The following is a 23,660-nucleotide window of genomic DNA, read 5'->3' on the forward strand; positions in this document are numbered from 1 at the left end:
GCGATCAAGGACCTGCCGGCGCGTCGGAGCGTGTGCCCCGGCGCGGCAGGTCCCTGATCGTCGGTCGTACGCCGGCTCAGCAGAGCACATGCGTGAGCACGCGGGGGTTGCCGCGTGCTCAGATGTGACCGGAGGTCAGCGGGTCGGACGAGCCCAGGTGTCCGGGTCGTCGTCCGCGTGGTCCTCGTCATCGTCGTCGACATACTCTTTGTAGTCGTCGTCGAAGTTGTGCTCAGACTTTCCACTACCCGCCAGTTCGCGCTGCAAGGCGGTTAGGTCGGTGTTCGGGGAGTGGTACTTCAACTCCCGGGCCACCTTCGTCTGCTTGGCCTTAGCACGGCCGCGCCCCATGGCTCGACCCCCTCGCACAGAATGCGGGGCAGCCCGAAGGCGGGCCCCGATGACGTCAGGCATCTCTCGTGGCTCTTACGGTACATGGGGATGCCGCCGTTCGGCACCTCGGGTCACCGTCGACCGGACCTGCGCGTCGCAGTGGTCCAGCCGTCACAAAGTGTACCGGGTAAGGGGTGAGAGCCAGGGCTGGCCGTGACACCGGACATACCGGTACGAAAAAGACCGAGGCTCAGCTTAACGCGCACCGCCTCCGGGGGTGGAGCATCGCCCCGCCCCCGGAGGTGAGCTTCACTGCAGGTGGATCGTGCGTAGCCGGCCGACCTCGGCCATCCGCCGCTCGGCGAGCCGGTCCGCGGCGACCGCCGGAGGCACGCCCTCGTCGTCGGCGAGCCGGAGGATCTGCCGGGTGGTGTCGAAGATCCGGGTGGCGCGCAGCTTGGCCCTGTCGAAGTTGAAGCCCTCGATCTCGTCGGCCACCTGGATCACGCCACCGGCGTTCACCACGTAGTCCGGCGTGTAGAGGATGCCCCGGTCGGCGAGCACCTTCTCGATGCCCGGGTGGGCGAGCTGGTTGTTCGCCGCTCCGGTGACCACCTTCGCCCGCAGCACCGGCACGGTGTCGTCGTTCAGCGCGCCGCCGAGCGCGCACGGGGCGTACACGTCGATGTCGGAGGCCACCAGCGCCTCGGTGTCGTCGACCAGGGTGACCTGCGGGTGGGTGGTACGCGCCCACTCCCGGGCGCGCGGGTTGACGTCGGTCGCCACGACCTCGGCGCCGTCGTCGAGCAGGTGGGCGGTCAGGTACTTGCCGACCTTGCCCAACCCCGACACGCCGACCCGGCGGCCGGACAGCGTCGGGCTGCCCCAGACGTGCTCGGCGGCGGCCCGCATGCCCTGGAACACGCCCCAGGCGGTGAGGATGGAGGAGTCGCCCGCGCCGCCGTGCTCCACGCTGCGGCCGGTCACGTAGCGGGTCTCCCGGGCGATCACGTCCATGTCCGCCACGTACGTGCCCACGTCGCAGGCGGTGTAGTAGCGGCCGTTCAGCGACTCGACGAAGCGGCCGTACGCGCGCAGCAGCGCCTCGCTCTTGACCTGCTCGGGGTCACCCCAGATGACCGCCTTGCCGCCACCGAGGTCGAGGTTCGCCAGGGCGTTCTTGTAGGCCATGCCGCGCGAGAGGTCGAGCACGTCGGCGAGGGCGTCGGCCTCGCTGGCGTACGGGTAGAACCGGGTGCCGCCGAGCGCGGGGCCCAGCGCGGTGGAGTAGATCCCGATGATCGCCTTCAGGCCGGACTGCTTGTCCTGGCAGAACACGACCTGCTCATGTCCCGTGGAGACGGGGTCGTCGGTACTGGCGAATACGCCCATGGCTGACTCCTGTGTCGGTGTGCGCCCTTGTGGGGCGCGGAACCCGGGTGGCACGCCGGCGGGATGCTGCCGGTGTCGTTGAGCCTAATATCGGCCCGAACCGTACTGTCGCGCATGTCACGCCACGGGCCCGAGGGCGGCGACGGGCGGTCCCGTCTCGTGGGAGGATCGCGCAGTGCCGTCGCTCTTCGCTTCATACCTGCGCGTGTACGAGCCGCTCACCGCCTTCGACCGGGACCGGCAGTCGTACTGGCGCCGGTACGTCAGCGAGGGTCGCGCGATCGCCCCGCTGGAGGGGCCGGTGCGGCAGCGGACGGCGGTGATCGAGGCGCTCGGCGCCGGCTGGACCCGGCTGCCCGACCTGCCCGACGAGGCGTACGTCCTGGAGTCCGACGACGCGCTGCTGGTCTGCCCCTGGAACCTGCGTATCCGGGTCGCCGAGGCGGCGCTGAGCGCCCGCGACGGCGTGCCGTCGGTGCTGGCCGACGCGTTCGTGCCGCCGGTGCTCGCCGGGCAGGCCAAGGCCGTGGTGGAGGACTGGCGCAGCGGCGCCCGGGTGCTGGAGCACGGGGTGCCCCGGGTGCACGAGCAGATCGCCACCTGGGGCGTGCCGCTGCGCTGGTTCGTGCTGTTCGAGGCCGGCGAGCGGCACCTGGTCACCGCCCCGGGGCGGCGGGCGCTGCGCTACCGCACCGAGATCTCCAAGGCGCGCCGCCGGGCTTCCCGGGCGCTGTCGGTGCTGCGCAAGTCGATCGGCGAGGCGCCGATCACCGAGGCGGTCGAGGAGGCGGCCCGGTGGCTGGAGGAGTTCCACCCGCGCTCGGTGGTCGAGCTGGACTACGGCGGCCTGGTGCAACTGCTGCCGGACGAGACGCTCGAAGCCGACGACTCGACCGAGCTGGTGGCCACCGGACTGTCCGGACTGGGCCGGGGCGAGGCCGAGGAGGCGTCCGCCGCGTACGACAAGTTGGTCGCCCGATGGCGCGCGGTGCAGCTGCTGGAGCGGTGCAACTGACGCCCGGTTTGCCCCGCTAAGTGGTCTTGGACACGAGAGTGTCTCGTAGCTGATGCGTCACGAACCGTGATCATGAGTCCGAATAAGGTACTTTCTGCGGCATAAAAGTCGTAAAAATCGGGCATGGTTCATCCGTCCGTCTAGCGACCTTCAGCCGTTCGGCCCATGTCGGACATCGGGGACTAGCCGGACCATGGGAGACGCGTCGGCCGGCGGGACCCCGGCCGATGTCTATACATGTGGAGGAGTGACCCCGATGGCATCGCGAACGCACGAACCTGAGCCGCTACTCACACCGGCCGAGGTGGCGTCGATGTTCCGTGTCGACCCGAAGACGGTGACCCGGTGGGCCAAGGCTGGCAAGCTCAGTGCCATCCGGACCCTGGGCGGCCACCGCCGCTACCGCGAGTCGGAGGTTCGGGCCCTGCTGCAGGGGCAGATCCCCCAGCAGCGCCAGGGAGACTGACGAACCGGCGTTCTCCGGCGTTCCGATCAGGGGCGGTGCCGTCGCGGCGCCGCCCTTAATCGCGTCCGGGGCCCGGTCCGTCCAGCACGATCCGCAGCCCCACCGTGCCGCCCTCACCCCGGCGCAGCCGGCTGCCCAGCAGGCTCAGCCGCCCGATCAGCCGGTACTTCTGCTTGAGCAGCCCCCGGACCCGGTTCGTGCTCTCCGGGTCGGCGATCGTCGCGTGGCCCGGCACCGCCTCGCCGTGCGGCCGCCCGCGCACGTCGCACGGGGCCACCGTCACCCGGCCGTCGCGCCGGATGCGCTTCACCTTGCCGGAGTCGGCCACCGTCCACACCGCCAGCCCGTCACCGTCGCGTACCGCCCACACCGGTGTCGCCACCGCCCGGCCGTCCTTCCGGAACGTGGTGAGCAGGACGTACTTCTCCGCCGCCAGGCGGTCCAGGTCGGTCACGCCGCCAAGGATACGGCGGCGACGGCGCCGCCGACCCCGGATAGCGTGCTCACATGACCGGGGAACCCGAGATCGGCGACGTGTTCGGCGAGATGATCCGCGACGCGTACGCGGTCGCCACCGGGATCGGCCCGCGCCCGATGGCCGGCGGCCGCCTGCCCCGACCGGTCATCGAGATCATCGAACGCGACGACGGGCTGGTCAACGGCGCGCCCGCCGAGCACTACCTGGACCCGCCGCAGCGGTGGCAGCCGCACGACCACCGGGCCGTGGACCGGGTACGCGGGCACGTGCTCGACGTCGGCGTCGGCGCCGGCCGGATCGCGTTGCACCTTCAGGACCGGGGCGTGCCGGTCACCGGGCTGGACACCTCGCTCGGCGCGCTGCGGGTCAGCCGCCACCGGGGCGTACGCGACCTGGTGCACGGCACCGTCGACGAGCACGCCGCCGACGGCCGCCGGTACGACACGTTCCTGCTGCTCGGCAACAACCTGGGGCTGTTCGAGGGACGGGAACGCGCCCCGGCGATGCTCGCGGCGCTCGCCGCGCTGGCCCGCCCTGGCGCCCGGGTGATCGCCCACGGCACCGACCCGTACGGCACCACCGACCCGGTGCACACCGCCTACCACGAGCGCAACCGCCGGCGGGGCCGGTTCGGCGGACAACTACGGTTGCGGCTGCGCTACCGGCTGCTCGGCACCGAGTGGTTCGACTACCTGGTCTGCTCGCCCGACGAGTTCGCCGAGCTGGTCCACGGCTCACCGTGGCGACTGGCCGACGTGGACGACACCGACCACCCCTACTACCTCGCCACGCTGGAGCTACGGCGTTAGGAAGGGCCCCTTTCAAGCGCCTACGCGTTAACAAGGGGCCCTTCCTTACATCTCAGACCTGGACGGTGGGGGTGGTCTGCTCCGGGGGCAGCCCGCCGTCGCCGTCGACCACCTCGTCCGGGGTGCCGTCCTCGTCGATGTCCACCATGGTGATGTCCACCTTGCCGTCACCGTCGGTGTCGAACTGGAACAGGTCGGCCTTGCCGTCGCCGTCGGTGTCCACCACCCAGACGTCGGTCTTGCCGTCGTTGTTGGTGTCCGCACGGAGCAGGTCCACCCGCTCGTCGCCGCGGGTCTCGACCGTCTCGGTGCTCTCCGCGCTCTCCGGTGCCTGGCTCATCTCGTTCCTTCCTTCGGCGTTGACGGCCGTTCTTACCCCGTCCGCTCCGCCCCCACGCATCCCCGCGGCCCGGCCATGCATAGGGTCGCATCCAGGAACGAGCGAGCGGACGGGCCCGGCGGCGGAGACCCCGCGCGCCCCCGCCGCGGCGAGGGGACGTCTATGAGTGGTCGTTTTGTGGTCGTCGGGGCCGGCACCATGGGCCTCGGCATCGCGTACGTGGCGGCCGGCGCCGGGTACGCGGTCGAACTGGTCGAGGTCGACCCCGCCCGGGGCGCCGAGGCCCTGCGCCGGCTCGGCGAGCTGTGGGACCGGGGAGTGCAGCGCGGCAAGCTGACCGAGGAGGCCGCCACCGCCAACCGCGAGCGCGTCACGCTCCGGGCCGGGCTCACCGAGGTGGCCGAAGGCGCCGACGTGATCGTGGAGGCGGTGCCCGAGCGGCTCGACCTCAAGCGCGCCGTCCTGCGCGAGGCGGAGAGCCGCCGGCCGGCGCTGCTGGGCAGCAACACGTCCAGCATCCCGATCGCCGAACTGGCCGCCGGGCTGGACCGGCCCGCCGACTTCGCCGGGTTGCACTTCTTCAATCCGGTGTGGGCGATGGCGCTGCTCGAAGTCGTGGTCGGCCCGGCCACGGCGCCGCGGACCACCGAGGCGGCCGTCGCGCTCGCCGCCCGGCTGGGCAAGGACCCCGTCGTCGTACGCGACATGCCCGGCTTCGCCACCTCCCGGCTCGGGGTCACGCTCGGCCTGGAGGCGATCCGGATGGTGGCCGACGAGGTGGCGAGCCCGGCCGACATCGACAAGGCGATGGTCCTCGGCTACCGGCACCCGATCGGCCCGCTGGAGCTGACCGACCTGGTCGGGCTGGACGTGCGGCTCGACATCGCCCGTACGCTCCAGGCCGCGTACGGGGACCGCTTCGCGCCGCCTCCGCTGCTCGTCGAGATGGTGGCCGCCGGGAAGCTGGGCAAGAAGTCGGGTCAGGGTTTCTACACCTGGAAGGACGGCGTGAAGCAGTGAGCGCGAGGAGTGAGCTTGCGAGCCCCGCAGTCGCGAACGAACGGCAGGCACAGTGACCGGGCTGCGGATCGAGGAACTGCCGGACCGGCTCGTGGTCACCCTGGACCGGCCGGAGAAGCGCAACGCCATCGACGCCGACCTGGTGGGCGAGCTGCACGCGGTCTGCGCCGGCCTGGAGGCGCGTCCCCGGCTGCTGCTGCTCACCGGCGGAACGGCAGGCATCTTCGCCGGGGGCGCCGACATCGCCCAGCTCCGCGAGCGTGGCCGGCTGGACGCGCTGGCCGCCATCAACCAGGGCGTCTTCGCGCGCATCCGGGCACTGCCGATGCCCACCGTGGCCGCCGTCGACGGGCCGGCGCTGGGCGGCGGCGCCGAGCTGGCGTACGCCTGCGACCTTCGGGTGTGCACCGACCGCGCGGTGTTCGGCCAGCCCGAGGTGCGGCTGGGCATCCTGGCCGGCGCGGGCGCGACCTACCGGCTGCCGGCGCTGATCGGCGAGGCACGGGCCAAGGAGCTGCTGTTCACCGGCCGGCGGGTGGACGCCGAGGAGGCACTGCGGATCGGGCTGGTGAACCGGGTGGTGGCCGACCCGGCGGAGCTGCTGCCCACCGCGCATGGCCTGCTCGACGAGATGGCGAAGGGTTCGGCGCTGGCGCTGCGACTGACCAAGATGGCGGTGGACGCCCCGGCGGCCGCGCACCCGCAGCTCGACCTGCTGAGCCAGGCGGTGCTCTTCGAGGACGAGGAGAAGCACCGGCGGATGACCGAGTTCCTGGACCGGCGCCGGGCCCGCTGAGCCCGGGAGAGACGACGAGGGCCGCACCGGAGACATCGGTGCGGCCCTTCGCGTCGGTACGGCCTCAGCGCTTGATGTCGACTCCCGCGTCGTCCAGCGCGGTGATCGCCGGCGCGGACTCGGCGAAGCCGATGAGCAGCAGCGCCTCGGGCCCGAACGCCTTGATCTCCTTGGCGGTGTCGCTGAAGTCGACGGGCGTCTTCGGATCGGCCGGGGGCTCGTAGGTCAGCAGCTTGATCCGGTCCGCGCCGATACCGGCCTTCTCCAGCTCCGAGCGGACGTTCTCCTGGAGGCCCTCGCCGTACGAGTCCTTACGGGCCAGGATCGCGATCTTGCGGGGCCCGTCCCGGAGCATCACGTCGGCCAGCGCCCGGCCCTGGAGGCTGTCCGGCGGGGCGGTACGGAAGTAGAGGCCCTTGTCGTCCACCGCGCTCAGCCCCGCGTCGGTGTTCGACGGGGAGAACAGGATCCGGCCGGCGGCCACCACGTCCGGCAGCACGGCCCGCGAGATGCCGGAGCCACCCGCGCCGATGATGACGTGGACGCCCTCGCTGACGTGCGAGGCGACGGTGGCCTTGGCGACCGCCGGGTTGGTGCCGTCGTCACCCTCGATCCACTTCACCGGCTCGCCGAGCACACCACCGGCGGCGTTGACCTCACGGATCGCGAGCGCCGCGCCGGCCGCCAGCGGCGGGTTCGCCAGCGCCAGGTCACCGGTCTTCGGCAGCAGCCCGCCGAGGATCAGCGGGGCGTCCTTCGCCTTTCCGTCGCGCAGCTTGCGGCCACGCGGCGGGTTCTTGGTGCTCGCCCCGGACTCCTCACCGGCGCCGACGAACTCGGTCTTGCTGTCGTCGATCTTCTGGTTGTCGAAGTGCATGGTGCCGTAGCTCGCGGTGGCCGGCTCACCCGCGTCGGTGAACCCGGCGCGGGTCAGCGACACACCCCGGTACTCGATGTCCCGGCCCGCGCGGGTGAGCTGGAGGCAGGCCGCCACCTCGTCGCAGCGTTCGCCGCCGGTGGTCACCCCGACGATCTGCTTGGCGATCTCGGCCGGCGCGGTGGTGCCGGCGAGCTGGGCGGCCAGCGCGCTGATCACGACCGCGTCGTACGACTCGGCGGCGTAGAGGAAGTCGCCCAGCTTCGGGTCTACGGCCAGTAGCCGTTCCTTGAAGCTCTCGGCCAGCGGAGTGAGGGGCGTGGTGCCCTTCATCCCGTTCACCAGGTCCGCCCGGTCCTTGAGTTCCGCGGCGTACGAATTGAGCATGTTGCCGTCGGTGCCGTAGAGGCGTACCTGGGTGGCAGGCGTTTCCTCCGGCTCGTCGCTCCCGCAGGCGCTCGTGGCGAGCAGGAGCGCCGCGCAGGCCATGGACAGGGCCGCGCGCGACGTGCGTGTTCTCAGCATGGTCGTCCTTCCTCCGGCGAAGGTCCGCTGCGCACCTTAGCGTGCTCGCGCCGCAGGCGGGACTGTGGAGTCGGCTCCGTCGGCACCCCGACTGCGGGTATCACTCTGCGTGTTCGACGGGCTGGTTCCGGGTCACCGCTTGACCCCCGGCGATACTGTTCCGCGGGTGAACGACGAAGCACAGCAGACGCTCGACGACGCGACCGCCGTGCTCCGTTCCGCCCTCGCCGGTGACGGTGCCGGCGTGGTGGGCACGTTCGACGCGGTGGTGGACCGTTCCGGCCTCGCCGGGGCGTACGGAGTGGCGTGGTGCCTCGCCGCCACCATGCTCGGTGACGACACCCCGGGCGGCGGCGCCGCCCTCGACTTCCCCGGCATCGAGCAGGCCGACTACGACACCCGCTGGGTGGCCCGCTTCGTCAGCGCGTGCGCCAACGACGATGCGGACACCGGCGAGGCGCTGTTCGGGGCGGCGGCCGCCGACGGGCTGCTGCCCGACTGCCTGCTCACGCTCGCCGGGTCGACCATCGCCACGCTGCGCAGCCGGTCGGACTGAGCCCGGCGCGCTGCCCCGCGCCCCGGCTGTGGTAGCTCTGGGTGCATGTCCGAGGCGATGCTCAGCAAGGTGCGCAAGCTGCTCGCCCAGGCCGAGGACGCGGCCTGCACACCCGCCGAGTCGGCCGCGTTCATGGCCAAGGCCACCGAGCTGATCGCCCGCTACGGCGTCGACCGGGCGCTGCTCGCCGCCCGCGACCCGGCCGCCGACCCGGTCGGTGACCGGACCGTCGAGGTGGTCGCGCCGTACGCCCGGGACAAGGCCGGCCTGCTCGCGGCGGTCGCCGAACCGCTGCGCTGCCGATGCGTACGCCGCCGGGAGGGCGACGGCTTCGTCATGCACCTGTTCGGCTTCGCCAGCGACCTGGAACGGGTCGAGCTGCTGTTCACCTCACTGCTGGTGCAGGCCGCGCACGGGCTCGCCGGTGCTGCCGTACCGGCCGGGGAGCACCCGGCGGCGTTCCGGCGTACCTGGCTGGCCGGGTTCGCGTACGTCGTCGCGGACCGGCTGCGGGCGGCCGAGAGCAAGGCGGTGGCGGAGTCGGGTGGGCCCTCCACCGCTCTGGTGCTCGCCGACCGCTCCGATCGCGTCCAACGCCGGGTCGCCGAGGCGTACCCCCGGTTGCGCACCGCACCGCGACGACGGCTGGCGGGCGGTGGTTTCGGTTCCGGCGCGGACGCCGGCCGCCGGGCCGACCTCGGCGGCACCGGCGTGGCCGGGACCGGCGCGGCGCCCGGTATCGCCGGCTGAGCGGGCGGCGGCTCGCTCGGTGCGGGTCAGGCGGTGGTGCGGGCCACTGTCGCCAGGTAGCGGCAGAGCAGTTCGTGCCAGCCCGCGGTGAGCGCCTCGCGGTAGCCCTCGGCCGCCGTGCCGTGCCGGTCGAAGTAGCGGTGCTCGACGTCCACCCGGGTCCGCTCCGGACCGTCGGCGTGGAACAGCACCTCCACCTCGCTGGCCCGTGCCGGATCCGGCACCGGCACGCGGTCCGGGCCGATCTGCCAGGTGAACACCAGGCGCCGGGGCGGATCCCAGGTCAGCACACGTCCCCAGTCGTTGCGGAAGCCGTACGGCCCGATCTCGTAGAGCATGCCGCCGGCCCGTGGCTCGATGCCGATCGCGGCGAGCGCCTCCGGGCCGGACCAGGTGTATTCACGCACCCACCAGTCGGCGAGCGCGCCGGTGAAGACGGCGTACGCCCGCTCGGTCGGCGTCGGGGCGAACAGTGTGCTGCGGAGGGAGAAGCGGTCGGATTCCTGCCGGACCTCATCCGGATCGTCCATCTCCTGTCCCATAGGTCCGGACCATACCGGCTCATGTCTCGGTGCGCAGCTTCCGTAGCGCCCGCTTCCGGACACCGGGAACTCCGCTTCCCGACAGCGGCAGGCGGCGGAATCGGCGGTCCACGGGAGGCACCGGCGACGCTCTCGTGAGGTGCCGGCGGGGCGGGTGTCATCGATGGCCGGGGCGTGGCGGATGCCGTACCGGAAAGCGGGTAACCGCGGGCGACCGATCGATGGGAGAGCGGGGAGCATGACCGACAGCCGAGCCACCGAACCAGTGCCGGACCCCGGCGACGAACTGACCGGCTCGCCGGCCGGTCCCGAGCCGGACGTCCTGCTCGACGTGCCGGAGCTGACCGTCGACGAGATCCGGCTCGCGGTGGACGGGCTCGACGCCGACCTGTCGCTGCGCGCCCGGCTGGCCAACCTGCTCCAGCTCGACGCCGGAGTCCGGGTGCACCTGGAGGGCGTCGAGCTGGACATCACCGGGGTGAGGGCCGAGGCGCTGCTCAAGGTACGGCTGGAGAAGCTGGTGCAGATCCTGGACCGGGCGCTGACCACGATCGACCGCAACCCGGAGCTGATCGACGCGCTGGCCCGCTCGGCCGGCGTCGCCCTGGACGACGTGCACCGGCTCGCCGCGCCGGTGGTGGACCAGACCGGTCGTACGGTGGCGGCGGCCGGTGAGGTGGCCGAGCGCACCGCTCCGGCGGTGACCGATCGGGCGGGGCCGGTGGTGTCCGGCCCGATCGAGGCACCCGAACCGCCCCGGAAGGTCCCGGGGGCGGAGCCGCCGCCGTCGGCCGGTGGCGGTCAACCGAAGCCGTCACCGGCGTCGGGTTCCGGGCGGGAGGGGAAGACGGAGTCCGAGCGTGCCGCCGGGCCGGGCCCGTCGGCGGAACGTCCCACCGAGAAGAAGCGCGGTTCGGAGCGGCCGGGCGGGACCGGCCAGCCGGCGAGTGCCGCCGCCGAGGCGGCACAACTGGCGGGACAGGCCGGGCAGGCGCTCCGGCAGGCCGGCCGAAGCGTCTGGGAGGCGATCCAGGGCAGCCCCGCCCAGAACCGCCGCCCCCCAACAACCTGACCCCCGCCCCGCCCGCCCCGCCCCCGTTCCGTTGATCAAGGAGTTCGTGTCCGGTCCACCGGCCCTGGATGACACAAACTCCTTGGTCATCGAGGGGGTCGGGTGACCGGGGAGGGTTTCACGCGGGTGGGGAGTCGTCCGGGCCGGCCGCGGTGGAGGGCGGTGCGGCGTGCTGGTGGCGGCGGAGGAGTTCCTGGAGGGCGGCGATCTCGGCGTGCAGGGCCTGACGGCCCTCCCGGGTGATCCGGATCCACGTCCGCGGACGACGGCCGTGGTAACCCTTCTCCACCTGGATCAGGCGTGCCTCCTCCAGCACGGCGAGGTGCCGGGACAGGTTGCCCGCGGTGAGTTCGAGGGCCTCCCGCAGATAGGCAACCTCGACCCGCTCGCCTTCGGCGGCGATGGTCAGGATGCCGAGCCGGTGCCGCTGGTGGACGGTGTCGTCGAGACCGTTCGTCGGGAATGGCCCGCTCGCGCGAGGGTCGTCCACGGTGCTCACGCGTACCCATTGTGCTGCTTCTTCGCCGCGGCGAGCGCCAGGCCCCCGCCGATCAGCAGGACCGGTGCCGGGAGCACGGCGGCCAGCATGAAGCTGAACCGCGTCAGATCACCCGGTTGCAGGTCGGAGAACTGGAACCAGGCGTTCACGGCGACGAGCGCGACTGTGTAGAGCCCGACCACGACCCACAGGCTCCGGCTGCGTTCCAGATGGGCGAGGACCGCCAGGCCGACGGCGATCACGAGGTGCGGCAGCATGCCCCGGTTGGCGAGGCCGAGCAGCGGGCCGGCCAGCCACCTGGCACCACCCGTTATCGGCCCGCTCGTGTTGAGCAGCAGGAACTTCAGGACGACCGGAAGGGCGAGGCCGACGAGGGTGCCCGCGATGCCGGCGATGACGTACGCCCGGGTCGGGGTCTGCACGCCGGCTCGCCGGCCGTGCCAGCGGTACCAGGCCAGGCCCGCCAGGTAGCCGCCGACGAGCGCGGCCAGCCAGTACCAGCCCAGAGCGGCCGACTTCTCCAGGAAGCCGCCGCCGAGACCGGTCAGGGCAGGGCCGTCGGACCTGGCGCGCAGGGGGGCCGGCTCCGCGGATTCGACGTACAGCGGTGCGGCCGCCGCGATGAGCGCCCCGAAGAGCAGGAGCGGAAGCCAGTACGCCTGACGGGCGGCCCGGGCCTGCCGGCGGAGGGTGGTCATGGAGGCGAGTAGTTCCTGGGCGTTGTCGTCGCGGGGTGACTCGGACGGCATGGTTCCTCCCGGCAGCCGAAGCGCTGTGACCCAAATAGGTTTGCATCGCAAACCTAACAACGCAAGGGGTCGGGGTCGAGGTGCCCACCACCGAGGAGGTCAACGCCGCGACCAACCGCCTCACCGAGTCCGGCCTGATCACGCTGGAGGAGAACGACACCGAGTGCTGCTACGCGCGCCAGGACAAGGTCTGGGTACGCGGCCCGGGTGACGAGCCCTGGGAGGTCTACACGGTCAAGGCCGACTCGCCGCAGCTGGCGAAGGCGACCGAGAGCGTCTGCTGCACCTCGGACGCGTCTGCACAGCCCGCCGCGGTCTGAGCCGGATGTGGCACGGTCCCCACCGGCGAACACGCCGGTGGGGACCTCCGTCGTGCACCGGCGACTACCGTGTTTCGGCGAATCTCAGCCGCTTGAAGTCTTCGACGTAGACGAACCGCTTGCCGTCCGGAGAAAAGCTCGGGTGGTACGCGCGGGCGCCGTCGGCGATCCTCGTCTTCTTCCCGGTGCCGACGTCGACCGACCAGACCCCGCCCGCGTGATCCGACGCGACGGCGGCGATCACCGACCGGCCGTCCGGCGACACCGCCAGGTCGGCGAGGCCGGGAAGCTCCGTGACGAACCTGGCTGTGGCCGATCCGACGTCCCATGCGGTCAGGTGCCACGTGAGGTCGTCCGGGCTCACCTCGGGCGGCAGCGGCAACCTGCCGAGCGAGTCGGGCGCGGTGATGAAGAACAGCCGTTCACCCAGCGCCGCGGGCGACCGCGCCAGCACCGTCGACTCGCAGTCCGTGTCACCGCCACTGAGGTTGAAGGTCGCCCCGCCCACCGTCACCGGAGAGCCGAACTCGTACGCCTTCCCGTCGGCGAGCAGCTGGACTCCGCCCGGACCGCACTCCCGGGGCGCCTCCACGAATCCCTCGCCGCCACCGTTCACGAGTGCGGCGTCGACGAGGAAGCGGGTCGACGCCAGAGGCTCGAACGTCTTGTCGGCCGGCGAGTAGCTCAGCAGCTCCGTTTCGTCCCAGCCGCATTCGAGGCCCACCCCAAGGTCGCCATCGGGGCCCGCGAAGAGAAAGCTGAACAAGCCCGCTTCGCAGGCGGACACCTGTGGGGCGCGCGCGAGAACGCGTTCCTCCTTGCTCCCATCGGGCCGTTGCCGCCACACCTCGGCCTGGCCCGAGCCCGAGGTCGAGGTCACCTCCCGCAGGTGGTAGACCCAGCCGTCGGCGGCCCAGACCGGATGGAACAGGGAGACTCGGTCCAGGAGTCCCGAGATCCGGCCGCACCCGCCGAGCAGGATCACGGCCAGTACGAGGACCGGCGTCAGAGCCGTACGCAGCGCACGCACACGTGGCCTTCCAGTGGGGCATCCTGTCCGCCACTCGGCGGGTCCGCTCACCCTAGACGCGGGACGCGTCGCGCGAGTGTCCGCTCCGCGCCGGGGTGCCGCCGTCGCGACGCACCCGGCAGAGGGAACCCCTGGGGTCGTCCGGGCGTCGATATCGGTGTGAAGCTGCGCGCCGCGATTCTGCTCACCCTGACCGCTCTCAGCCTCGGCCTCGTCGTGGTCGCCCCACCGGCGGAGCCGGCCTGGGCGTGCAGTTGCGCGCGCCCCGACCAGGCGGACGAGCGAGCCGACCTCATCGTCGTCGGCACGATCACCGAGGTGACGGACACCGGAGTCCGACTCGCTGTGGAGTCGGTCGAGAAGGGCAGCCTCCGGGCCGGGGCCACGCTCCGGCTGCGGGTGGGCCGCCAGGAGGAGAGCTGCGGCTACGACTTCCGCACCGGCACCCGGTACCGCGTGAATTCCCGCGACGGAGCCACCGGGCTGTGCGCGGGGATCACTGCCGCACCCGCGCCTACGCGGTCGCCGACCACACCGTCCGTGTCCGCGGCTGCCCCGACGCCTGTTCCGGACGCATCCGCGCCTGTCCGGTCGCCGGGCCCCTGGTGGATCGGCGCCGTGCTGACAGTCCTCGCCGCCGGACTGGTCGCCGTGGCCCTGCGACGGCGGCGGACCGGAGCGGGCAGTCGCTGAACCGGACAGGCGGGCTGCCGGGGCCGCAAAAGCAGAACGCCGACCTGCGTTTCCGCTGGTCGGCGTTCCTGTAGCCCGGCGAAAGGCTATGTGGCCAGGGGCGGGGTCGAACCGCCGACCTTCCGATTTTCAGTCGGACGCTCGTACCAACTGAGCTACCTGGCCGTGGTGCTCGGCACATGCTACCGCACGGGCCGATACGCAGAACGCCGCGCATCGAGCTGCGCGGCGTCAGCGCTTGCGGTCCTGACGGGACTTGAACCCGCGACCTCCGCCTTGACAGGGCGGCGAGCACTCCAACTGCTCCACAGGACCTGGCTGGTGTTGCATCCGGCGCGAGCCGGACCGTGCCCCCAACGGGATTCGAACCCGTGCTACCGCCTTGAAAGGGCGGCGTCCTGGGCCGCTAGACGATGAGGGCGGCCCCGCCATCATTGCACACTCGCAACTTCAAGCGGACTTGCTCCCATCCGGCCCCGCCGGAGGCAGGAGAAGCATATGTCATGCCTGCGCGGACGGCCAAACCGGTATGGGCATGGCCGTGAGGCCGGGGAAAATCGCAGGTCAGCGCGGTAGGGCGATGCCGTACCTCCGCTTGATGTCCGGGATCAGGTGTCGGCAGGCAGCCATCGTCTGGGCCCGGTCGCCGCCCGCGTCGTGCATCAGCACGACCGAGCCGTGCCGGGTGGCGGCCTTCACCCGCTTGATGATCGTCTTCGCCGGTGGGTGGTCCCAGTCCTGCGGGTCCACGCTCCAGTGCAGGGGGCGCAGGCCCATCTGCCTGGCGATCGTGACCTCCTCGGCCGTCCAGCGGCCACCGGGCTGGCGGAACCAGGTGATCGGCGCCTTCGGTGCGGCCGCGTGGATGGCCTCGTTCGTCCGGGCCAGGTCGGACCGGATCTCGGCGGCGGAGCGCCGGCCCAGGTTCACGTCGTGGTGCCAGCTGTGATTGCAGAGCTGGTGCCCCTCCCGGACGATCCGGGCCACCAGCTCCGGGTAGCGCTTGGCCTGCTTGCCGACGACGCAGAAGGTGGCCTGCACGCGGGCCGCCCGGAGCTGGGCCAGGATCTGCGGGGTGTAGCGGGGATCCGGCCCGTCGTCGAAGGTGAGCGCCACGCCGTTGCTCCCGCTGGCCCGGTGCAGGCCCGTCGGCAGCTTCTTCGGCAGCGGGCGCAGCTTCGGCTTCGCGGGGGTGGTGCGGGTCGGTGAGGGCTTCGTCACCGGCGTCGGTGCCGGAACCGCCGAGGCCGACGGCGGCGCGGCGGCCTTCTCGGGTGACTTGCCGGCTTCGCCGCAGCCGGTGACGAGCAGCACCAGGCCCAGGGCGAGCGCCGACAGGGCGCGTGGACGCATTCGTCGCTCCCGGAGGGGTCGGGTCAGACGGACTTTCCGACCGTAGTGGACGTCGACCCGGAACGGGAGAGGCGCTCAGCTCGTCGTGGACTGGTCCAGCGAGTCCCGTACCGCCACGGCCAGTGACAACGCCTCCGCCAGGTCCACCGGCCGGACCACCCCGGCCGGCAGTGAGTCGGCCCGCCAGCCGGGCCCGGCGGCGAGCACCAGCAGCGGCCGGCGCGGCGCCGCGAGCAGCGCGGTGAGCTGGCACGGGTCGGCTGTGGCGCGGATGTGCGACCAGAGCACCACGGCTGCCGGACCGGTCCGGTTGACGGCCTCGACCAGGGCCGGCACCGGTACGCGGGCACCGAGCATGCGATAACTCACACCGACCTCGGCCAGCGCGGCGGCGAGCGCCTCCAGCGGCAGCGAGTGCTGCTCCTCGTCGGCGCAGGAGAGCAGGATCCGGGGCGGACCGGTGGTGGGGTGCGCCCGCGTCACCGTGGCGAACGCCTCGGAGACGCACCGGGACATGAGGTGTTCCACCTCGATCAGCCCGGAGGTGGCGGCGTGCCGCTCCCCGATGCCGGCGAGCACCGGCCGCAGCAGCCCCTCCCAGGTCGCCACCACCCCGCCGGCGGCCAGAGCGTCGGCGATGGTCCGGCCGATGGTCACCGAGTCCAGTCGCATGGCGGCGCGGGCCAGCCCGCGCGCCGCGGGCCCGGCCCGGCCGACCGGGATGGTGGTGCCACCGCCGTCGCGTACCGTCGAGGCCCTCGCCTTGAGGCCGAGCCGCTCCGGAGGCAGCACGGCCGGCGCCTGCCGGGCCCAGCGGGCGGCCTCGGCTGGCGCGACCCCCTCCGCGGTCAGCCGGCGCATGATCTCCAGGCGGGCGAGGTCGGCCGGCGTGTACCGCCGGTGGTGGCCCGGAACGTGCTCGCTGGGGCCGAGACCGTAGCGCTGGTGCCAGGTACGCAGCGTGGTGACCGCCACGCCCAGACGGCGTGCGACGGCCCCCGCGCTCAGCGCCTCATCGGCCACCCGACCGCTCCGGTGCCTCGGTGGCCGGGACGCCCGGCCGGGATGCGTCGGTCGGGTGCAGGAGCCGGTTGACCACGCCGCCCAGCCACGGGGCGTACTCGCGGGGGTGGGAGTCCAGGTCGGCCACCACCGCGCCGGGGTCGACCCAGCGCAGGTCCGCCACCTCGTCCGGGTCGGGCCGCGTGACCAGGTCGGCGGGTACGTCGGCGCGCAGCACGTGGTCGTACTCGAACTCGACCCGTCCGGTCGCCGGGTCCTCGGCGTAGTAGAGGTAGACGCCGACCTCGGTGAGGTCGACCGGGTCGACGCCGAGTTCCTCGGCGAGCCGCCGGTTGGCGGCCTCGGCGAGGGACTGGCCGGGCAGCGGGTGCCCGCAGCAGGAGTTCGCCCAGCGCAGCGGGAACCGCGTCTTGACCGCTGCCCGCTGCTGCAACAGCACCCGCCCCCCGGGGTCGACGAGGAGCACCGAGAAGGCGCGGTGCAGCCGGCCCGGTGGCTGGTGGGCGGTCGCCACTGTCGTTTCGCCGATCACCCGGCCGTCGTCGTCGACCAGCTCGACCATGTGCGTCTCCCGCTCGCTCACGGCATCGCCCCGGTGATCCGGGCGGCGGCGATCTTGCCGCTGATCAGGACCATCGGCACCCCGACGCCCGGCTGGGTGCCGGAGCCGACGAACACGACGTTCTCCAGCGTCCGGTGCAGGTTGGAGGGGCGGAACGGGCCGGTCTGGAAGAGGCTGTGCGCGGCGGCGAACGGCGTGCCGGCGGCCATGCCCTGTGCGGCCCAATCGGCCGGGGTGACGGGCCGCATCACCTCGATGCCGTCGCCGAAGCCGACGTATCCGCGTTCCTCGAGCGTGGTCACGAGCTGCTCGGCGTACCGCTGCGTGAGGTCGCCCGGCCAGTCGAACGGCGCCCGTTCCAGGTTCGGTACCGGGGCCAGCACGTAGTAGGTGTGCTTCCCGGCCGGCGCCACCGACGGGTCGGTGCGACTCGGGTTCGTCACCAGCAGCGACGGGTCGGACATCAGCTCGCCTCGCCGGATCACCTCGTCGAACGTCCCCTTCCAGGAACGCCCGAAGTGGATGTTGTGGTGGGCGATCTTGCCATAGCCCTGCGTCGACCCGATGTGCAGCACCACGCAGGACGGCGAGTAGGTGAGCTTGCGCTGGCGGCTGGGCGGCAGCAGGTCCTGGTAGGCGACCGGCAGGTCCGGGTTGAGCACGACCGTGTCGGCGGGGATGAAGTCGCCGTCGGCGGTGACGACGCCGGTGGCGCGGCCGTTGGCGGTCTCCACCCGGGTCACCGTGGTGCCGTACCGGATCTGCACGCCGTGCTTCTCGGCCGCGCCGGCCATCCCACGCGAGACCGCGTGGATGCCGCCGCGCGGGAAGCAGACCCCGGCCACCGAGTCGAGGTACGCGATGACCGTGTAGATCGCCAGCGCGTCGTGCGGCGACAGGCCCGCGTACATGGCCTGGAAGGAAAAGATCCGTTGGGTTCGCGGGTCGCGGAAGAACTGGTTGATCTTCGTCTGGAGCCGCCGGAAGGCGCCGTTGGCGAACAGCTTCAGCAGGTTGCCGGTGAGCAGGTCGGTCGGCGCGTCGAGGTTGCGCTCGATGAAGTCGGCCCGTTCCCACTGCCACAGGTTGCGGGCGTAGTCGACGAAGCGCAGGTAGCCGTCGGCCTCCCGGGGACCGCAGACGCGGGCGATCTCGGCGGCCATCCGGGTGGTGTCGGTGATGACGTCGAGCGTCGACCCGTCCGGGTAGTAGGCGCGGTATGCCGGGTCGAGCGGGGTCAGGTCGAGCCAGTCGGTCAGCTCCTCGCCCACCGCGCCGAGCGCCTCGGCGATCAGGTCGGGCATGGTGAGAACGGTCGGGCCGGTGTCGAACTCGTACCCGTCGACGCCGAGCCGCCCGGCGCGCCCGCCGGGCACCGGCTCGCGTTCCAGCACTGTCACCTGCCGGCCGCTGCCGGCCAGGTGCAGCGCGCAGGCCAGCCCACCCAGCCCGGCGCCGACCACTACCACCCGGTCGGTCCGTCCCTTGACGGTACGCATTCCGGCCCCCTTGCTCACGAAGTTGCTCATCATGCCCGCCGCGCCGTGGCGGCGGTGGCGAGACCGGTCAGCGCGGTGCGCGCGGTCTCGTCGATCGGTGCGGTGCGGAGTGCGGCGAGCGCCTCGGTCACCCGCTCGGAGATCATCCGCTCCACCTGGGCCGTGGCCCCGGTGTCCCGCACCACATCGGCCAGCCGGGCGACCTCATGTGCGGAGGTGACCGAGCCGGCCCGGTCCAGGGCCCGCCGCTGCGCCGGGTCGGCGAGCTGCCGGGCCAGCATGAGCAGCGCGGTCGGCTTGCCGGTGCGCAGGTCGTCCCCGGCCGGCTTGCCGGTGGTCGCCGGGTCGCCGTAGACGCCCAGCAGGTCGTCGCGGAGCTGGAACGCCTCGCCGACGGCCAGCCCGTACCGGGTGTACGCGGCGATGAGTGGGTCGTCGGCGTCGGCGCCGGCCAGGCAGGCGCCGAACAGCAGCGGACGCTGGACGGTGTAGCTGGCGGTCTTGTACCGGGCCACCCGCAGCGCCCGGTCGACGGTCCAGCTCGCCGAGTCGTTCTCGCCGAGCACATCCAGGAACTGCCCGGCGACGGTCTCCACCCGCATCTGGTCGTAGCAGCGGCGCACGTCCAGCAGCCGGTCCGCCGGGACCGCCGCGTGTGCCATGAGCCGGTCGGCCCACACCATGCACAGGTCGCCGATGAGGACGGCGACTGCTTCGCCGTACCGGTCGGGGTCGCCGGTGTGCCCGGCGGCCCGGTGCCGGGCGGCGGCGGCCCGGTGCGCGGTGGGCAGCCCCCGCCGGGTGTCGGAGGCGTCCATCACGTCGTCGTGCACCAGCGCGAACGTGTGCAGCAGTTCGAGCGCGGACAGGGCCGGGAGCACCGAGCACAGCGGTTCCTCACCGCCGACCACACCCCGCCATCCCCAGTACGCGAACGTGGGACGGACCCGTTTCCCGCCGGCCAGCACGCAGTCACTTGCCGTGGCGGCGAAACCACCCATCGCTGCGTCGATCTCGGTGAGCGATTCGACTTCGGCGGCCAGGAACGCCGCGAGGGTCTCATCGACTCCTTCGATCAGGTCTTTCGTGAACGCGGCCAGTACGCCGCGGACCGGATCGTCCGTCGCCCCGGGCTGAGCCGGCGCGACGCGGAGCGCATTACCCGCAACTGCGTCGTTGGCCATGTGGGGGAGCGTACCCTAGGGTTACGAGTTGCGTCGATTGCTGCGTCGAAAATGAGGGAAGGCCGATGGACACGGATCTGACCGCTGCCTACGACCGTTGCCGCGAGCTGCACCGGCGTCACGGCCGTACCTACTATCTCGCCACCCGGCTGCTTCCCGCTTGGAAACGGCGGCATGTGCACGCCTTGTACGGCTTCACTCGGTACGCGGACGAGATCGTCGACCGCACCGAGGACCTGCCGCCGGCCGAGCGCGCCGCCCGGCTGCGCGAGTGGTCGGACCGGTTCGTCGCGGGCCTGCACGGTGCGTCGGTCGACGACCCGCTGCTTCCCGCCGTGCTGCACACCATCGCGGTGTTCGACCTGGACCGTGGCGACTTCGCGTCGTTCCTGCGCAGCATGGCGATGGACCTGACGGTCATGTCGTACCCGGCCTACGACGACCTGCTCGACTACATGGAGGGCTCGGCCGCGGTCATCGGCACCATGATGCTGCCGATCCTCGGCAGCTCCGACCCGGCCGCCGCCCGCGAGCCCGCCCGTCAGCTCGGCTTCGCGTTCCAGCTCACCAACTTCATCCGGGACGTCGCCGAGGACCTCGACCGGGGCCGGACGTACCTGCCCGACGAGGACATGGCCAAGTTCGACCTCACCCGCGACGACCTGCTCGCGGCCAAGGCCGCCGGCCGTACCACGCCGCGCATCCGCGAGCTGATCGAGTACGAGGTGACGCGGGCCCAGGCCCACTACGTGGCCGCCGCGCCGGGGATCCCGTTGCTCGACCCGGCTTCGCAGGCGTGCATGCGCACCGCGTACGCGCTCTACGGCGGCATCCTCGACGAGGTGGCCGCGCAGGACTACGACGTCTTCGTCCGCCGGGCCCTGGTACCGCAGCGGCGCCGGATGGCGGTGGCCGCGCGGGCGCTGCTCACCCCGTCCGGCACGCCGGTGCGGGTGCCCGGTCCGGCGCTGGAACCGGCCCTGGCCGGATGACCGCCCGGACGGCGGTGGTGCTGTTCACCCGTGACCTGCGGGTGCACGACCACCCGGCGCTCGCCGCCGCCTGCTCCGCGTTCGACCGGGTGGTGCCGCTCTACGTGCTCGACCCGGCGTTGCAGAAGCTCTCGCCGAACCGCACCCGGTTCCTGCACCAGAGCCTGGCCGACCTGCGCGAGGCGCTGCGCAAGCGCGGCGGCGACCTGGTGGTCAGGCGCGGCGACCCGGTGGCCGAGACGGTGAAGCTGGCCCGGAAGGTAGGCGCCGAGGGCGTCGGGCTCTCCGCCGACGTGAGCCGCTACGCGCACCGCCGGGAACGCCGCCTGCGCGCCGAGTGCGACCGGCACCGGATGTTCCTGCGCCTGTTCCCCGGCCTGACGATCGTCGAGCCCGGTGCGCTGCGCCCGGGCGGCGGCGACCACTACCGCGTCTTCAGCCCCTACTTCCGGGCCTGGCAGGGCGTGCGGTGGCGGGACGAGCTGGCCGCGCCGAAGCGGGTGCGGCTGCCCGACGGCGTCGACCCCGGCCGGCTGCCGGACCCGCCGAAGGGCGACAGCCCGGATGCCGCCGCCGGCGGCGAGACCGTCGCCAGGCGCTGGCTCACCGCCTGGCTGCCCACCCTCGACCGGTACGACGACATCCACGACGACATGGCCGGCGACGAGACCTCGCGGCTCAGCCCGTACCTGCGCTTCGGGTGCGTGTCGCCACTGGCGGTGGCGAACCGGGCCGGTGACCGGGACGGGCCGTTCGTCAGGCAGCTCTGCTGGCGCGACTTCTACCACCAGGTGGTGGCCGGTTTCCCCGGCCTGTCCACGGTCGCCTACCGGCGTGGCGCGCGCGAGGACTGGCGCGACGACGTGCATGCGCTCGACGCCTGGGTTGAGGGGCGGACCGGCATGCCGATCGTGGACGCCGGCATGCGTCAGTTGCGCGCCGAGGGCTGGATGCACAACCGGGCTCGCCTGATCACCGCCGGCTACCTGACCAAGCACCTCGGGCTGGACTGGCGGCCCGGCCTGGAGGTCTTCTTCCGGTGGCTGCTCGACGGCGACCGGGTCAACAACTCGGGCAACTGGCAGTGGGTGGCCGGCACCGGCAACGACACCCGGCCGTACCGCGGCTTCAACCCGGTACGGCAGGCCGAGCGCTACGACCCCGACGGCGCGTACGTGCGGCGCTGGGTGCCCGAGCTGGAGCCGGTGGCGGGCAGGGCGGTGCACCAGCCGTGGCGGCTGCCCGACGAGACACGCCGCACACTCGACTACCCGGCGCCGCTGGAGGTGCCCGGCGCCGATCCGGTCTGGCTCCGCTGACGCCGGCCGCGGGCTTGTGCGGCCGGCGCGCTCTGGCCGGTGCACGCTCACGAACGTCGCCGACGGGTGTCTCCCCGCGCGTCGCCGGTCGGCCGCCTTGGTGACTCTCCGTGACCATCCGGCCGGTCGGCGAGTAGTTCCTCTCGCGCCCTTTGCTCTGCAGCCATATCCGCACCGGTTGCGGAAAGTGACTGACAGCGCCTCGCGCGGTTTTCGGACCTGCGAGGGATTACCTGCTCAACGCGGTGCTGCGCCGATGGCTGCAGAGCAAAGTCGGAAAAGTGAAGACACGGCTGCCCGGCCGTCCGAATGCGGTGCGTGACGACGCGCCGGAATCACCGAGCGTGATGGCCGATCAGAGGCAGGAGTGCAGCGCCTCCACCAGATGCTCCACCCGGTCGTGGTCGGCCAGCCGGGCGGTCGCGTACGCGAAGGTGTAGCCGCGCTCGGGGTCGGCCCAGGCGCTGCTGCCGCCGATCCCGCCCATGCCCCAGCTGCCGTCGGGCTCCCACTGCATGCCGAGCGTCCAGTCCACCGGCCGGTCCAGCAGCAGGTCCGGGCCGGAATACTGCACCCGCGTCGCCTCGGCGACCAGTTCCGGGCTGAACAGGCGTACCCCGTCCAGGGTGCCGCCGGCGAGCAGGCCCGCGTACAGCCGGGCGAGCCCGGCGGCGGTGGCGTGCAGGTTCACCGCCGGGATCTCGGCGGCCCGCCACAGGTCGCTGTTCACCATCGCGACGTCCCTGCCGCCCGGCGGGTTGTCCAGCGCCCGCGCCCGCAACGAGCCCGGCTCGCCGCGCATCCGGTCCGGCCAGGCCGGATCGGCGTACGACAGGTCGGCGCACCGCCGCCGGTCCGCCTCACCCAGCCCGAAGGCCAGGTCCAGGCGCCACGGACCGGCGATCTCCTCGGCCAGGAACCGGCCCACGGGCCGCCCGTCCACCCGGCGGACCAGTTCGCCCACCAGGTGCCCGTACGTCCAGGCGTGCTCAGCCGCGACGGCGCCCGGCGTCCACTCGGGCTCGGCGACCGTCAGGTCGGCGCAGAGCAGGCCCCAGTCGGCGATGGCGGCGGCGGGCCGGGGCACCGGGAAGGCGGGCAGCCCGGCGGTGTGGGCGAGCACCTGCCGCACGGTGGCCGGGGCGCGGAACCCCGGCCAGTACGCCGAGACCGGCGCGTCCAGGTCGACCCGGCCCCGGTCGACGAGCAGCAGCAGGCAGAGCGCGACCACCGGCTTGCCGGTTGAGTAGACGTCGACGAGCGTGTCCGGCCGCCACGGGCGGTCCGCTCCGGCAGCCCCGCCCACCAGATCGATCACCGGTACGCCGTCGTGCCACACCGAAAGCGACGCGCCGGTCTCCCGGCCGGTCGTGAACAGGTCGTGGAAGCAGTCCCGGACCGGGGCGAGGCGCGCGTGCATGCGGCCACGGTAGGCGGTCGCGTTCGTTACCTGCGCGGGAATTCCG

At 72.6% G+C, this 23,660-nt stretch carries 26 protein-coding genes, 3 tRNA genes and 1 pseudogene; 12 read left to right on the plus strand and 18 right to left on the minus strand.

The features are described from left to right. Positions 1-135 precede the first annotated feature (135 nt). Positions 136-351 carry a DUF3073 domain-containing protein gene (locus tag KSK32_RS13375; protein WP_013283429.1) on the minus strand — a complete coding sequence of 72 codons (216 nt, stop codon included), beginning with the start codon at positions 349-351 and terminating at the stop codon, positions 136-138. Positions 352-642: 291 nt separating this feature from the next. Continuing rightward, positions 643-1,725, minus strand: coding sequence for a Glu/Leu/Phe/Val dehydrogenase (locus KSK32_RS13380; protein WP_216931520.1), 1,083 nt, complete (start codon positions 1,723-1,725; stop codon positions 643-645). Positions 1,726-1,900: 175 nt separating this feature from the next. Here KSK32_RS13380 and KSK32_RS13385 point away from each other — a divergent pair, with 175 nt between their 5' ends. Both KSK32_RS13385 and KSK32_RS13390 read left to right on the plus strand, forming a co-directional pair. After that, positions 1,901-2,740: a hypothetical protein gene (locus tag KSK32_RS13385; RefSeq protein WP_216931521.1), complete on the plus strand. Its 840-nt coding sequence runs from the start codon at positions 1,901-1,903 to the stop codon at positions 2,738-2,740. Positions 2,741-2,996: 256 nt separating this feature from the next. Next, positions 2,997-3,206: a BldC family transcriptional regulator gene (locus tag KSK32_RS13390; protein ID WP_007073996.1), complete on the plus strand. Its 210-nt coding sequence runs from the start codon at positions 2,997-2,999 to the stop codon at positions 3,204-3,206. A gap of 55 nt (positions 3,207-3,261) precedes the next feature. Here KSK32_RS13390 and KSK32_RS13395 read toward each other — a convergent pair whose 3' ends face one another. After that, positions 3,262-3,660, minus strand: coding sequence for a PPOX class F420-dependent oxidoreductase (locus tag KSK32_RS13395; RefSeq protein ID WP_216931522.1), 399 nt, complete (start codon positions 3,658-3,660; stop codon positions 3,262-3,264). 53 nt (positions 3,661-3,713) lie between these two features. Here KSK32_RS13395 and KSK32_RS13400 point away from each other — a divergent pair, with 53 nt between their 5' ends. Next, the gene (locus KSK32_RS13400) at positions 3,714-4,493 is read left to right on the plus strand and encodes a bifunctional 2-polyprenyl-6-hydroxyphenol methylase/3-demethylubiquinol 3-O-methyltransferase UbiG (RefSeq protein WP_216931523.1); all 780 of its coding nucleotides are present in this window, start codon (positions 3,714-3,716) and stop codon (positions 4,491-4,493) included. A gap of 52 nt (positions 4,494-4,545) precedes the next feature. On the opposite strand, the gene KSK32_RS13405 is transcribed toward KSK32_RS13400, so the two are convergent. After that, entirely contained in the window at positions 4,546-4,833 is a 288-nt protein-coding gene (locus KSK32_RS13405) for a hypothetical protein (RefSeq protein ID WP_013283434.1), read from the minus strand. A gap of 162 nt (positions 4,834-4,995) precedes the next feature. Between KSK32_RS13405 and KSK32_RS13410 the strand changes: the two genes are divergently transcribed. Both KSK32_RS13410 and KSK32_RS13415 read left to right on the plus strand, forming a co-directional pair. Continuing rightward, positions 4,996-5,853 carry a 3-hydroxyacyl-CoA dehydrogenase family protein gene (locus KSK32_RS13410; protein ID WP_216931524.1) on the plus strand — a complete coding sequence of 286 codons (858 nt, stop codon included), beginning with the start codon at positions 4,996-4,998 and terminating at the stop codon, positions 5,851-5,853. 52 nt (positions 5,854-5,905) lie between these two features. Further along, positions 5,906-6,649, plus strand: a complete 744-nt coding sequence (locus tag KSK32_RS13415; RefSeq protein ID WP_216931525.1) for an enoyl-CoA hydratase/isomerase family protein — start codon at positions 5,906-5,908, stop codon at positions 6,647-6,649. 64 nt (positions 6,650-6,713) lie between these two features. Here KSK32_RS13415 and KSK32_RS13420 read toward each other — a convergent pair whose 3' ends face one another. Next, on the minus strand, positions 6,714-8,051 hold the full coding sequence (locus tag KSK32_RS13420; RefSeq protein WP_216931526.1) for an ABC transporter substrate-binding protein: 1,338 nt from the start codon (positions 8,049-8,051) through the stop codon (positions 6,714-6,716). Positions 8,052-8,217: 166 nt separating this feature from the next. Between KSK32_RS13420 and KSK32_RS13425 the strand changes: the two genes are divergently transcribed. Both KSK32_RS13425 and KSK32_RS13430 read left to right on the plus strand, forming a co-directional pair. After that, on the plus strand, positions 8,218-8,607 hold the full coding sequence (locus KSK32_RS13425) for a hypothetical protein (protein WP_216931527.1): 390 nt from the start codon (positions 8,218-8,220) through the stop codon (positions 8,605-8,607). A gap of 45 nt (positions 8,608-8,652) precedes the next feature. Further along, positions 8,653-9,357: a DUF2786 domain-containing protein gene (locus tag KSK32_RS13430; RefSeq protein ID WP_216931528.1), complete on the plus strand. Its 705-nt coding sequence runs from the start codon at positions 8,653-8,655 to the stop codon at positions 9,355-9,357. A gap of 26 nt (positions 9,358-9,383) precedes the next feature. Here KSK32_RS13430 and KSK32_RS13435 read toward each other — a convergent pair whose 3' ends face one another. Further along, positions 9,384-9,899: an SRPBCC family protein gene (locus KSK32_RS13435; RefSeq protein ID WP_216931529.1), complete on the minus strand. Its 516-nt coding sequence runs from the start codon at positions 9,897-9,899 to the stop codon at positions 9,384-9,386. 238 nt (positions 9,900-10,137) lie between these two features. On the opposite strand from KSK32_RS13435, the gene KSK32_RS13440 reads away from it, so the two are divergent. Further along, positions 10,138-10,971, plus strand: a complete 834-nt coding sequence (locus KSK32_RS13440) for a hypothetical protein (RefSeq protein WP_216931530.1) — start codon at positions 10,138-10,140, stop codon at positions 10,969-10,971. A 118-nt stretch (positions 10,972-11,089) separates the two neighbouring features. On the opposite strand, the gene KSK32_RS13445 is transcribed toward KSK32_RS13440, so the two are convergent. After that, positions 11,090-11,470, minus strand: a complete 381-nt coding sequence (locus KSK32_RS13445) for a transcriptional regulator (protein WP_216931531.1) — start codon at positions 11,468-11,470, stop codon at positions 11,090-11,092. Then, positions 11,467-12,219, minus strand: coding sequence for a hypothetical protein (locus tag KSK32_RS13450; protein WP_216931532.1), 753 nt, complete (start codon positions 12,217-12,219; stop codon positions 11,467-11,469). The genes KSK32_RS13445 and KSK32_RS13450 overlap by 4 nt, the downstream gene beginning before the upstream one ends. 68 nt (positions 12,220-12,287) lie before the next feature. On the opposite strand from KSK32_RS13450, the pseudogene KSK32_RS13455 reads away from it, so the two are divergent. Further along, a pseudogene (locus KSK32_RS13455) lies at positions 12,288-12,539 on the plus strand (glyoxalase/bleomycin resistance/dioxygenase family protein); the annotation flags it as partial. Positions 12,540-12,603: 64 nt separating this feature from the next. Here the strand turns inward: KSK32_RS13455 and KSK32_RS13460 are convergent. Further along, positions 12,604-13,524, minus strand: coding sequence for a hypothetical protein (locus KSK32_RS13460; protein WP_289256570.1), 921 nt, complete (start codon positions 13,522-13,524; stop codon positions 12,604-12,606). 204 nt (positions 13,525-13,728) lie between these two features. Here KSK32_RS13460 and KSK32_RS13465 point away from each other — a divergent pair, with 204 nt between their 5' ends. Beyond that, positions 13,729-14,262, plus strand: a complete 534-nt coding sequence (locus KSK32_RS13465; protein WP_216931534.1) for a hypothetical protein — start codon at positions 13,729-13,731, stop codon at positions 14,260-14,262. 91 nt (positions 14,263-14,353) lie between these two features. On the opposite strand, the gene KSK32_RS13470 is transcribed toward KSK32_RS13465, so the two are convergent. The 8 genes from KSK32_RS13470 to KSK32_RS13505 all read right to left on the minus strand — a co-directional run bounded on the left by KSK32_RS13470 (position 14,354) and on the right by KSK32_RS13505 (position 19,883). Then, positions 14,354-14,427 (minus strand) — tRNA-Phe (locus KSK32_RS13470). 76 nt (positions 14,428-14,503) lie between these two features. Further along, a tRNA-Asp gene (locus KSK32_RS13475) sits at positions 14,504-14,577 on the minus strand. Positions 14,578-14,610: 33 nt separating this feature from the next. Further along, positions 14,611-14,683 (minus strand) — tRNA-Glu (locus KSK32_RS13480). Between the two features lie 143 nt (positions 14,684-14,826). Beyond that, on the minus strand, positions 14,827-15,615 hold the full coding sequence (locus KSK32_RS13485) for a polysaccharide deacetylase family protein (protein ID WP_216931535.1): 789 nt from the start codon (positions 15,613-15,615) through the stop codon (positions 14,827-14,829). Between the two features lie 75 nt (positions 15,616-15,690). Then, entirely contained in the window at positions 15,691-16,638 is a 948-nt protein-coding gene (locus KSK32_RS13490; RefSeq protein WP_216931536.1) for a MerR family transcriptional regulator, read from the minus strand. Continuing rightward, positions 16,628-17,221: an isopentenyl-diphosphate Delta-isomerase gene (idi, locus tag KSK32_RS13495; RefSeq protein ID WP_216931537.1), complete on the minus strand. Its 594-nt coding sequence runs from the start codon at positions 17,219-17,221 to the stop codon at positions 16,628-16,630. The genes KSK32_RS13490 and idi overlap by 11 nt, the downstream gene beginning before the upstream one ends. Then, positions 17,218-18,699, minus strand: coding sequence for a phytoene desaturase family protein (crtI, locus tag KSK32_RS13500; protein ID WP_216936062.1), 1,482 nt, complete (start codon positions 18,697-18,699; stop codon positions 17,218-17,220). Before crtI ends, idi begins: the two co-directional genes overlap by 4 nt. Before the next feature lie 29 nt (positions 18,700-18,728). Further along, the gene (locus tag KSK32_RS13505) at positions 18,729-19,883 is read right to left on the minus strand and encodes a polyprenyl synthetase family protein (protein ID WP_216931538.1); all 1,155 of its coding nucleotides are present in this window, start codon (positions 19,881-19,883) and stop codon (positions 18,729-18,731) included. A 65-nt stretch (positions 19,884-19,948) separates the two neighbouring features. Here KSK32_RS13505 and KSK32_RS13510 point away from each other — a divergent pair, with 65 nt between their 5' ends. Both KSK32_RS13510 and KSK32_RS13515 read left to right on the plus strand, forming a co-directional pair. After that, entirely contained in the window at positions 19,949-20,875 is a 927-nt protein-coding gene (locus tag KSK32_RS13510; RefSeq protein WP_216931539.1) for a phytoene/squalene synthase family protein, read from the plus strand. Beyond that, positions 20,872-22,194 carry a deoxyribodipyrimidine photo-lyase gene (locus KSK32_RS13515; RefSeq protein ID WP_216931540.1) on the plus strand — a complete coding sequence of 441 codons (1,323 nt, stop codon included), beginning with the start codon at positions 20,872-20,874 and terminating at the stop codon, positions 22,192-22,194. Before KSK32_RS13510 ends, KSK32_RS13515 begins: the two co-directional genes overlap by 4 nt. 355 nt (positions 22,195-22,549) lie before the next feature. On the opposite strand, the gene KSK32_RS13520 is transcribed toward KSK32_RS13515, so the two are convergent. Further along, positions 22,550-23,614: a serine hydrolase gene (locus KSK32_RS13520; RefSeq protein WP_216931541.1), complete on the minus strand. Its 1,065-nt coding sequence runs from the start codon at positions 23,612-23,614 to the stop codon at positions 22,550-22,552. Positions 23,615-23,660 lie beyond the last annotated feature (46 nt).

The sequence above is a fragment of the Micromonospora sp. WMMB482 genome (genome assembly GCF_019038635.1).
GTDB lineage: Bacteria > Actinomycetota > Actinomycetes > Mycobacteriales > Micromonosporaceae > Micromonospora > Micromonospora marina.